Annotated in this window: 10 protein-coding genes and 2 tRNA genes; 8 read left to right on the top strand and 4 right to left on the bottom strand. The window is 39.6% G+C overall.

What is annotated here, in order from left to right; translation table 11 throughout:
• The first annotated feature begins 98 nt into the window (after positions 1-98).
• Positions 99-1,022 (top strand): LysR family transcriptional regulator, encoded by a 924-nt coding sequence (locus ACWXWT_RS01040; protein ID WP_456039766.1) that lies wholly within the window; start codon positions 99-101, stop codon positions 1,020-1,022.
• A 386-nt stretch (positions 1,023-1,408) separates the two neighbouring features.
• On the opposite strand, the gene ACWXWT_RS01045 is transcribed toward ACWXWT_RS01040, so the two are convergent.
• Positions 1,409-1,723, bottom strand: a complete 315-nt coding sequence (locus ACWXWT_RS01045) for a hypothetical protein (RefSeq protein WP_456039767.1) — start codon at positions 1,721-1,723, stop codon at positions 1,409-1,411.
• Positions 1,724-1,915: 192 nt separating this feature from the next.
• Between ACWXWT_RS01045 and ACWXWT_RS01050 the strand changes: the two genes are divergently transcribed.
• Both ACWXWT_RS01050 and ACWXWT_RS01055 read left to right on the top strand, forming a co-directional pair.
• A complete protein-coding gene (locus ACWXWT_RS01050; RefSeq protein WP_456039768.1) occupies positions 1,916-2,410 on the top strand; it encodes a putative 4-hydroxy-4-methyl-2-oxoglutarate aldolase in 495 nt (164 codons plus the stop codon).
• 24 nt (positions 2,411-2,434) lie between these two features.
• Positions 2,435-4,255, top strand: a complete 1,821-nt coding sequence (locus tag ACWXWT_RS01055) for an AsmA family protein (protein WP_456039769.1) — start codon at positions 2,435-2,437, stop codon at positions 4,253-4,255.
• Positions 4,256-4,370: 115 nt separating this feature from the next.
• Here the strand turns inward: ACWXWT_RS01055 and ACWXWT_RS01060 are convergent, their stop codons facing one another.
• A complete protein-coding gene (locus ACWXWT_RS01060; RefSeq protein WP_456039770.1) occupies positions 4,371-5,924 on the bottom strand; it encodes a LysM peptidoglycan-binding domain-containing protein in 1,554 nt (517 codons plus the stop codon).
• Positions 5,925-6,069: 145 nt separating this feature from the next.
• Entirely contained in the window at positions 6,070-6,849 is a 780-nt protein-coding gene (gene gloB, locus ACWXWT_RS01065; RefSeq protein ID WP_456039771.1) for a hydroxyacylglutathione hydrolase, read from the bottom strand.
• A 174-nt stretch (positions 6,850-7,023) separates the two neighbouring features.
• On the opposite strand from gloB, the gene ACWXWT_RS01070 reads away from it, so the two are divergent.
• Positions 7,024-7,785: a methyltransferase domain-containing protein gene (locus ACWXWT_RS01070; RefSeq protein WP_456039772.1), complete on the top strand. Its 762-nt coding sequence runs from the start codon at positions 7,024-7,026 to the stop codon at positions 7,783-7,785.
• A gap of 19 nt (positions 7,786-7,804) precedes the next feature.
• Here the strand turns inward: ACWXWT_RS01070 and rnhA are convergent, their stop codons facing one another.
• Entirely contained in the window at positions 7,805-8,278 is a 474-nt protein-coding gene (rnhA, locus tag ACWXWT_RS01075) for a ribonuclease HI (protein ID WP_456039773.1), read from the bottom strand.
• Between the two features lie 77 nt (positions 8,279-8,355).
• Here rnhA and dnaQ point away from each other — a divergent pair, with 77 nt between their 5' ends.
• The 4 genes from dnaQ (at position 8,356) to ACWXWT_RS01095 (ending at position 10,796) form a co-directional block, all read left to right on the top strand.
• Entirely contained in the window at positions 8,356-9,084 is a 729-nt protein-coding gene (gene dnaQ, locus ACWXWT_RS01080; RefSeq protein WP_456039774.1) for a DNA polymerase III subunit epsilon, read from the top strand.
• Between the two features lie 10 nt (positions 9,085-9,094).
• Positions 9,095-10,435, top strand: coding sequence for a TIGR03503 family protein (locus tag ACWXWT_RS01085; protein ID WP_456039775.1), 1,341 nt, complete (start codon positions 9,095-9,097; stop codon positions 10,433-10,435).
• A 127-nt stretch (positions 10,436-10,562) separates the two neighbouring features.
• Positions 10,563-10,639: transfer RNA gene (locus ACWXWT_RS01090), tRNA-Asp, on the top strand.
• An 80-nt stretch (positions 10,640-10,719) separates the two neighbouring features.
• A tRNA-Asp gene (locus ACWXWT_RS01095) sits at positions 10,720-10,796 on the top strand.
• Positions 10,797-11,008: the final 212 nt, after the last annotated feature.

Here is an 11,008-nt window from a genome sequence, read left to right on the forward strand (position 1 = left end):
GTAATCAAAGTGAATGAAATGAAATAAGATGTTAGGTTATGATGAACTGGATTCATAGTAGATGTGTCAATGCATGCATAATCAATATTGGGGTGACGATGTCCGATACTAAAGCGATTCAGCAACTTGATTTGAACCTATTGAAAGTATTTGAAGCACTTTATGCAGAACAAAATATGACTTCAGCTGCAAAGTCTCTGTTTGTCACGCCCTCAGCGGTGAGCCATGGGATGAAACGTTTGCGTTTAGTGCTAAATGATCCATTATTTGTTCGTCAAGGCTCAAAAATGCAGCCAACTGCTGCATGTCAACGTATGGCACCACAATTGGTTAGTGCACTTAATCGGATAAGGCAACTGTTACAGCAATGTGGTGATTTTAACCCACTAACTACAGAGCAAACGTTTAGAATCGCTATTCACGAGGCATTAGAAAGTCAAATAATGCCAGCATTAATTTCGCAAGTTGCACAATTAATCCCTCATGCAAAAATGGCCAGTATGACATTAGCCCGGGAAAGTATTGCTAGGCAATTAGCTAACGGTGAAGTTGATGTAGCCATTGACGTTGCTCGTGCAGTAAATGCTCCTTTGGCTCATAAAGCCCTGTTGTCAGATCCTTTTTGTGTCTTGTTTGATTATCGGCAACATACTATGAGTGTAGGGCCTACTGCTGAGCTAACTTCTGATGTTTATGTGAATGCCGAGCATGTTGCTGTATCGAGCAGGCCCATAGGTAGGGTAATGGAAGACATGTTGTTACAACAACAAGGAATTAATCGTAATATTAAGTACCGCTGTCAGAGTTATCAAACTGCAGCCAAAATTGTGCTTGGTTCTCCTTTTATGTTGACCTTGCCTCGGTCTATAGCCGTGCAATTTGCACATCCAGATTTACGTGTGAGCACAATGCCATTTGAGCTACCTGACATCGATACCCATTTATATTGGCATACCAATACTGAAGCAGATCCTGCATTTATGTGGCTTAGAGAACAGATAGAGCAGGCCATTGAGGCTTAATAACAATGTACATGTTAGTGAGCGAATTATTCTGTGTTTTATAAGCAATGGAAAATAATGTTGACCCTTTATAAATTTCCGAGATCTGCCTGCTTTTAGTTAAGCTTTGAGTTATTCGATACAATTATTCACTGGATGGTATTGTGTTAAATAAATATTATCGAGATGCCATTCTGTGCAAATAATAACAAACTATTATGATTATAATCATCTACTTGCTTTTATATCGTTAACGTTTCTTGTCGAAGGTGAATTTTAGTCAGAAATGCTCAAAAGGGCAAACAGCGACATACCCACATGACTAAGTAGACAGAGGACTGATTAACTAACTCGCCCGATGAGTCTCGTTAAACAGATAACGAAAGAGGCTTGCATTGTTCACGATATTAACGTGAAAGTTGTACCATAATATTGATAACATCTTGATATGATATATTGTACTGACGTGACAAATTAATGATTTTTGTTTTGTATGTTTGAATATGTTCTTGTTTAACAAGATCAAGTTGTTTTTGCTCTACAATGGCATTCACAGATTCTTGTAAAATCAATAGACGACGTAAACTAAAGTCTAATGAATTAATATATGCTGTCATTTGCTGCTTGTTGCGAGCGTTTTCTAAGTTTGTAGTCGTGCGTTGTTCAAAGTCTAGCTCATCAAACGCATTTATCATTTTCTGTAAATTTAAATCGTTGCTCATAAGTATGATTATCTACGTTATTTTTTGAAATTATATTCATATTTAATGATTAAGTCACCTTTTAACGTGTTACTGCTTTTAACATGATCATTAAATAAATGGATATAAAGGCATTGTGAATTTATAGTTAACAAAACTTGTTGAATTGACTCATAATTAGTAACCTAAGAATTTGATTTTCAAGGAGGACCCATGTTAGACCTATTACCTGACTTATTCGATCATTATCCTGAGCAATTGACATTGTTGTCCAGCCCATGGCGCTCATTTGGTGCTAAGCTGATATTTTATGGTGAAGTGGTAACGGTTAAGTGTTTTGAAGATAATTCCAAGGTCAAATCAGAATTAGCAAAAAAAGGACATGGAAAAGTGTTGGTTGTTGATGGCGGCGGATCAAGTCGACGAGCTTTGCTTGGTGACATGATAGCGCTGAACGCATTTGAAAATGGTTGGGAAGGCATCATTATTAATGGCTGTATACGTGATGCCGGAACCATCAATACCATGCAAATTGGTGTGCAAGCTCTAGGTACAAACCCTATTAAAACCGATAAAAAAGACGTTGGTGAAGTCAATGTTGCCATTGATATAGCAGGGGTCACTATTATCTCCGGAATGATGATCTACGCAGATCTCAATGGTATTGCTGTTAGTAAGCAATCATTAGACCTGTCTATTTTACTGTAGAAAAGCACAGACAAGGAAGCGAAAATGAAAGTAGTAAAGTGGTTATTAGCAATAGTGCTAACCCTAGTGGTAGGCATCACAGTCTACTTAACAATGTTTTTTGATCTAAATAATTTTAAACCTCAAATCGTTGATGCTGTAAAAAAACAAACGGGTCGAGATTTACACATTACCCAAGACCTCAGCTGGAGTGTTTTTCCTTCTTTAGGGATTAAATTGGGGGGGATTTCACTCTCTAATCCAGATGGTTTCACTCCAGTGTCAATGTTGGATGTAAAAGAAGCCGTAGCCAATGTGGCGCTTATGCCATTATTTAGCCAACAAATCGAAGTTGATTTATTAAAACTTGATGGGTTAACGCTTAATTTAGTGACACAAAAAAACGGTAAGAGCAGTTTTGATGGTCTTACTGCTGAAAACACGTCAGAAAAACCACAGTCAAGTTCAAGTGACACGCAATCTGTTGATTTAGAAACCTTGGATATTGGTGGTATTGAATTGACGAATACCAATATAAACATCATTGATGAAGCCACTAATACGACTCAAACCTTCAGCTTAAACAGTTTTACACTGGGTCAGTTCAGTCTTGGTGAGTTTGCCGATTTTGCTTATGAGTTTTCTGCAACACTACCAGATATGCAGTTAGCATCGTCAGGGGAAGGCAAAGTTAAGGTTAATCAAGGTTTAAATAACATTACGATTAGTGATTTTGCCATGGTACATAAAGCCCAAGGTGACAGTTTACCAGGTAAAGCGGTTACTGTTGAGCTCACCACGCAAATAACAATGGCATTAGACACTAAAACCGTAGCGCTGCAGTTAACAAAAGTGTCAGCGATGGATTTAGCTGCTAGTGGCGATATAAAGGTGAACTATAGTAACAGCATTCCTAAAATTGCCATGAATGTAGCTATTGGTGATATTGACGTTGATGCTCTGTTACCAAAGCAAGAAGCTAAGGTTGAAGCGTCAGAACCTAAGACTGAAACATCTGTTTCTGAAGAACCTGATTTATCGGCATTAAAAGCTGTCGACTTAACGTTAAATTTAACGGCTAAGTCAATTAAAGTCAGTAATATGTTAACGCAGAATTGGCAAATGAAAATGGCGATCAATAAAGGAGTGTTGACGTTATCGTCGCTTACTGCTGACTTATATGAGGGCAAATTAGCCCTTAATGCTAAGTTAGATGGCCGCAATGCAATACCAAGCTATCAATTTGATAAAAAACTCACAGGCGTGCAGATTCGCCCCTTACTAACGGATGCCGCAGATGTTGCTTTGCTGTCGGGTACTGCAAGCTTTGAAGTTAAAGGTAGTGGGGCAAGCTTAATTCCTGATAATCTTAAAGAGAACCTTAATGCCGAGGGTAAGTTTGAAGTGGCCGATGGCTCACTTTATGGGGTTAATATTCCTCAAATGATCCGCAGTGCACAGCAAAAGTTGAAAGGTGATTTATCTGCTGATAACAAGGAAGAGTTGAAGACGGACTTTACTAGTTTGACAGGTAGCTTCAACATGAAAGATGCAGTTGTCACAAATCCAGACTTAGCCATGGCTTCACCGTTAATTCGTTTGAGCGGTAAAGGCACAGCAAATATTGTTTCTGAAGCATTGGATTACACGTTAACAACGAGTGTTGTGGGATCATTATCAGGTCAAGGAGGCGCGGCGGACGAGTCGCTTAAAGGCGTTAATATCCCATTAACCATTAAAGGTACGTTCCAAGAGCCTAAGTTTGGTATCGATACTAAAGCATTATTGCAAGGCCAATTAAAGGATGAGGCGGATAAAGCCAAAGATAAATTAAAAGAAGGGCTGTTTAAGAAACTCGGGCTGTGATTAATAACATTTAGTATGTATTTTAATACCTGCGCCATACAATAAAAACGGACAAGTGAATCACTTGTCCGTTTTTAATGCTTAAAATGGAGTAATCAATTGCCTTATTGTGTCGTTAGCTATTAGTCACAATCAATTTTAGTATTTGACCTGGTTGAATAATTTTGCTGTCTTGTAAGCTGTTCCACTCGATGAGTTCAGCAACCGATACCTTATACTTCAAGGCAATACGTGCTAATGAATCACCTGACTGTACTCGATAGTTGACAGTTTTCTCATTGTTTGCGGTATTAATTGGTACTTCATTTGGAAAAATGACCAACGATTTACCGATGGACAATGTCGATTGTTTTTTTAGATTATTCCACTTCGTTAACTGTGCCACAGTGACTTGTTGTGACTGAGCTATCTTCCATAAAGAATCACCTGACTTAACCGTATAAGTGTGCTTATTTTTGCCTGGTTTTATGACGGTTTTGCGTGCAAGAACTTGGTCAGCGGTCATCGTTGCCAAGTCAGGATCTTTTGCTGCAACTGGAATAATTAAGAATCGACCCGCGATAATATTATTGCCTTTAATACCATTACTGCTTCTTATCAATGTGGCTGTGGTTTCAAACTGATCGGCAATTTCACTGATGCTGTCACCAAGCTTAATTTTATAGCGAACCCAATTTATCCGTGAGTTTGGCTCAATTTGGGCCAATGCACGTTTAAAGGTGGCTGCTTTATCGCTAGGTACAATCAATTGATGTGGACCTTGTGGTGCCGTAGCCCAACGCTTTAACCCAGGGTTGATTGCTTTTAAATCGTTAATGTCTGTTTGTGCCAAATCTGCGGCTAAGTTAATGTCTAACTGACTTTCAATATTGACCACTTCTATTTGAGGTAAATTATCGATCGCAATTAAATTAATGCCATATTGGTCAGCATGTTTAATAACATCTGCTAGTGCTAATAATTGAGGCACATAATGAGCGGTTTCTCTTGGCAGTGATAATGACCAAAAGTCCGTCGATTTTCCACGTGCTTGATTGCGTTTTATGGCGTTGAATATTCGGCCTTCGCCAGAGTTATAAGCTCCAATGGTGTATAACCAATTTTGTCCCATTTTGGCGTAAAGGTACTCCATCAAATCTAATGCAGCCTTCGTTGACGAAGCAACATCACGTCGTCCGTCATACCACCAATTAGTTTTCACACCGAATGATAGTGCTGTTGGTGCCGTTAATTGCCATAAACCCGATGCATTACTGGGTGAATAGGCAAGTGGATCAAATCCACTTTCTACAATAGGTAATAATGCAAGTTCTAGGGGTAAATTACGCTGTTCGAGCTGTTCAACGATGTAATACAAGTATGGCCTTGCACGTTGAGCGACTATTTCTAAGTGTTTAGGGTTATCGATATACCACTGGCGGTACTGATTGACCAACGCGTTATCAACAACAGGAAAATGCATTTGATTGCTGATTCTGAGCCATAAATTGTTAACTTGAGCGACTTGCTCTTCAATTTGCTCAAGGGTAACCGTCGACGATTTTTTGTTTTTTACATGAGCGTTAACAATGTGGGTCGAACTATCAGAACTTGGCTCTGCAGTATGGAGTGTCTGGCACCCCGATATAGCTAGCATACTGCCAGCCATAATGATTAAGTTAGCTTTCATTTGAAGATACACTACCCCAAGTTCTCAGGCTTAAATAAAATGGAACATACCAAATGCCATTGAGACTCTTTTGGTCATGCTAATTCAATTTTGCATTGTAGATTAATTTTTTTAGCTTGTCTTATTAAACTGTTTTCATGTTAATTTAAAAGCTATCCTTCCATTGCCTAAGCTTAGTAAATGTTTGAATAGTATCTATTTTGTCTAATCCAAATTGAGTTGAAATTGCGATCTGAGTCTCATTTAGATGACAACGTAAAAATGGGTTAATGGCTTTTTCTATTCTTATGGAGCTTGGAATACTGGGGGAATTTTTTACTCTTAGTTGTTTGACTGTGTCTGCATAATCAATGAGTTGTTGATTATTTGGTGTGACATGTAACGCAAATTCAATATTGGCTTGTGTATATTCATGAGCACAATACACCCTCGTACTGTCGGGGAGGTGAGCAAGCATTGACAGCGATGTGAGCATTTGTTCCGGGGTTCCTTCAAATAAGCGCCCGCAACCAGCGCTAAATAAAGTATCACCACAAAATAAGCTTTGCTGCAGGTTATAAGCAATATGACCTAAAGTATGACCTGGAACGGCCAATACTGCTACAGACCCGAGATGAGCAATATCGAGAGTCGTTTGTGCTTTAACGTCAATAGGATGGGTTAAGCCTGCAATGTTCTCGTTATTTGGGCCATAAACATTAAGTGTATGATTAAAATGTTGCTGCAGTAGTGCGATCCCACCGGTATGATCTGCATGATGATGAGTGATTAATATTCCCACTAATTCAAGGTTGGTTGTCGCGATATAATCGATAACATTTTGACCATTGCCTGGATCGACAACATAGGCAAAACGGCTGTTATCTTGATGAATTAACCAAATATAATTATCGTTGAAAGCTGGAATGGTATGGACGTTAAGCATAATCTATCTCGACTGTTGATTGACTATCTACTAGGGTAACGGATATCGTTAAACAACACCAAATGAAGAGATGCCACAAAGTACCATTGATGGTTAGCTTAAAATTAAATTACTTGTGGTAGAGTTTGTTTGATGAATATGATCTTTTGTACAAAGTGAAAGTTGGCGGGCTCAATGTTAAAACCCCTTATGTGGCACGATTTACCTTTTGGTGAGTTAATGCAAGCTGAGATAGAAGCTAAATTAGCGCCTTGGTGGCCGCGTATATTTGGCTATCATTTACTCAAGGTTGGGGCGTTAAGCGGCCAGCTAAATAGTCTTCATTGCAATATTGCGCGACACTTTTCTATTTATGATGATATTAGTGCCAGTATTCAAGCCGATCCCCATCATTTACCCATACAACAAAGTTCTATCGATGCTGTATTAAGTTGTTTTTTACTTGAGTTTGAATCAGATCCCTATCAAATTTTACGTGAGTTCGATCGGGTGCTTATTAGCAGCGGCTATATTTTTATTGTTGGTTTTAACCCTATAAGCCCAGCGTTTATCGGTAAGATCCTGCCAAAATATCAAACGACACTGCCTTGGAATGGGCAATTTTTTATGCCCTCAAGAGTTAAAGATTGGCTAGGATTGTTAGGTTATCAAGTATTAGCCGATGAACGGTTTATGTACCATTCGTTATTAGGGCAAAGAGTGGATAATTCACCTCATCAAGCCTTTTGGCAAAAAAGTATGGCTAACTGGTTACCCAGTACTGGCAGTGTTTACTTAATCGTGGCTCGAAAACTGACCGTCCCGTTAACACCAATTAAAGATAAATCGAAGGTGAAAGCCCCTAATTGGTCAACGGCGCCAACCGCTAGCCGCAGTGGATTGACTCAACGTCAATGTGTTGCGACCGTTAATGGTGAAAGTGGCAATGTGCAATAGGCTAGATAGAAACGTTTGATTAGTCTGGTTGATATCCCGTGTCTGCTTGATGCGGTTTCGCTTCGGCTGCGTGTCGTGCTAATTCATCACATCGTTCATTTTCAACATGGCCCGCATGGCCTTTTACCCAACGCCAGTCAATCTTATGTAATTGACTCACAGTATCTAAACGTTTCCATAAATCGACATTTTTGACCGGCTGTTTGGTTGAGGTGATCCAACCTTTCTTTTTCCAACCGTGGATCCAAGAGGTAATACCCTGACGCATATATTGGCTGTCACTAGTGAGTACAATATTACAGGGCTCATATAACGCTTCTAGAGCGATAATTGGCGCAAGTAACTCCATTCTGTTATTGGTTGTTAAGGCAAATCCATCTGCGATTTCATGGATCTTATTCTTGTATTTCATCACCACACCATAGCCACCAGGTCCAGGGTTTCCTAAACAAGAACCATCAGTAAAGATATACAGCTGTTTGAGTTCGGCCATCAAGTTGTTACCATAGCAAAATATTCGCGCCAGTATACTCAATTTATACAAAGGCGAGGGCTGAATGAGTAAAAAATATGAACATAATTTCTAGTGCAAGTCGGCAAGTTATTCTCGATACTGAAACCACAGGTATGAACCAAGCGGGTGGGCCAATCTATGTGGGTCATCGTATTATTGAAATTGGTTGCGTTGAAGTGATTAACCGTCGCTTAACGGGTAGAACGTACCATCAATATATCAATCCTGGTCAGGCAATTGATGAAGAAGCCATTCAAGTCCATGGCATCACTAATGACCGTGTAGCTAATGAGCCACGGTTTCATCAAATAGCTAAAGATTTCATTGATTTTATCGATGGTGCAGAAATTGTCGCTCACAACGCTAACTTCGACGTGAGCTTTATGGATCATGAGTTTTCTAAACTCAACCCAATTGGGCCTAAAACCAAAGACATTTGCAGTATTCTAGACAGTTTAGCAATTGCAAAACGTCTGCATCCAGGCCAAAAAAATAACCTCGATGCGCTGTGTAGACGTTATGGTATTGATAATGGCCGCCGTACGTATCACGGTGCATTACTCGATGCAGAAATTCTTGCAGATGTTTATTTAATTATGACGGGTGGACAAATTAAATTTAATTTGTCCAATGAAAAAGCAGGCCAAGAAGCTGGCGGAATAAAAAAAATCGACCCAGCAGCGTTTAATCTTAAAGTCGTTGGCGCGTCTGCCGATGAAATAGTATTACATGAACAACGACTTGACCTAATTGCGAAGTCAGGCAAATGTCTCTGGAGAGGATAAACCTATCTTTATGAGTACAACCCGTACCGTTTTTGTTGCGATTACCTGTTTATTTCTATTGAGTCTTACTTTGACTTGGCAATCTAATGCCCAAGCATCAATGGTAAGCGCATCAAAAGCGGTAGAGCTTAAAAATCGATTTAGAATCGACCATATGGTCGATCACTTAACATTAGTTATTCAACGTAGCTATGGCTCTGCACCTGTTGTGGTCATTTTACCCGACGGTAGTAAGTGGTATTCAAATCGCCACCCTCAAACCGTAAAATGGGTTGACGGTATCGCGGCTGATATGATTTATATTGAAAAACCAATGCCTGGTCCATGGCAATTACTGGGCAGTGTGGTTGAAGGTTCGACAATTGAGAAAATTTCGAAACTTGATATTGAGGTGCAGCCATTACCGCAACCTCTTTATCAAGGAGAAAGGCTAAAAGTAACCGCAAAACTCTTGGGTGATGATTTAACCATGAGAATGCCGGGACTAGCATATATGGTCGAGTGGACGGCTCGCTTTACCAGTGCACACCTTCCTACAGAGAATAATTTTGCCACGGGTACGATTATAGTTGGCGCATATAAAGATGATGGAGAACTGTTGGACGAAGCGCCTGATGATGGCATTTTTACGGGCAGCCATAATTTACACCAGCCCACAGGGCACTATGTGTTGAATGTTATTGCTCGCAATAACATTTTTGAGCGTGAATTTTTAATGCCTTTTGAGCTTTCACCTCAACCTATCATGGCCAAAATGGTGCCCAATAGCGATCCTTCAAAAGGCATATGGCAAATACAATTGTCGATTGATGATTCTGTCGTATTACTAACACAAACACATTTTCAGTTTGATGTCATTGGTCCAGCTGGCATGTTAATCCCAATAACTGTACAAGCGATAACAAGCGCCGAACAAGTTTTATACTTACCCAAAGTGAACGAATTTGGCAGTTATCGAGTAAAAGGTCATGCAGTATCGACTACCATTGATGGCCGTGAAATCGTACTTGATCTACCCGAAATGTTTTTTAATATGATTGAACCACCTGCACCAGCGCCATCAGCGGAAGAGCTTGCTGAAAGAGCAGCTATTCAAGCTGATATTGAAGAGAAAGCCGCTAAAGATAATGCCATGTTCTGGATTATTACCATTAATGGTGTGCTGTTTTTATTGGGTATTATCGGTTTAGTTATGTGGCGTAAAAAACAAACATTGGTCAAAGCAATGGCTGCCGCAGAAGAAAGACTAAAGCAAAATCCGATAGAAGATGAAGAAAAACCGCAAGACAGTATTCTTGATAGTGTTGATTTAGACGATATAGACTTGAGTATTCCAGATGATAAAAGCTAGCTTCAATATTGTTTGATTTTCGAACCAGAAGTTGCTGATTGTGCAATTAATAGCTAATCGAGTACAAACAATTGAAAAAACAGTTGACGATTAATAATCACAACTTTATTATTCATCGCACTTGAGTGGAGCGGTAGTTCAGTTGGTTAGAATACCGGCCTGTCACGCCGGGGGTCGCGGGTTCGAGTCCCGTCCGCTCCGCCAATCAAGTAACTGTTTACACTTAGTAAAAAAAACATTTATTTTAAGAATGTTAGTTTTACTAAGTGTATACAAACCGTTTTGGAGCGGTAGTTCAGTTGGTTAGAATACCGGCCTGTCACGCCGGGGGTCGCGGGTTCGAGTCCCGTCCGCTCCGCCAAATAACAAAAAACCTCTACAGAAATGTAGAGGTTTTTTGTTATTAAAGGATATGAACGATTGTTTTGGGATAGCATCTGGCCCATATAATACCAATCTCATTAAATATCTGGTCAGTTCAGAGTCTCTCAGGTTTTTCAATTCAAGGCACATTGATGTAGAAATGGTTGTTGCCTTTTAAATCGATGTAACACAGAAGTGGAATACCTGAGA

The sequence above is a fragment of the Shewanella sp. A22 genome (genome assembly GCF_053850585.1).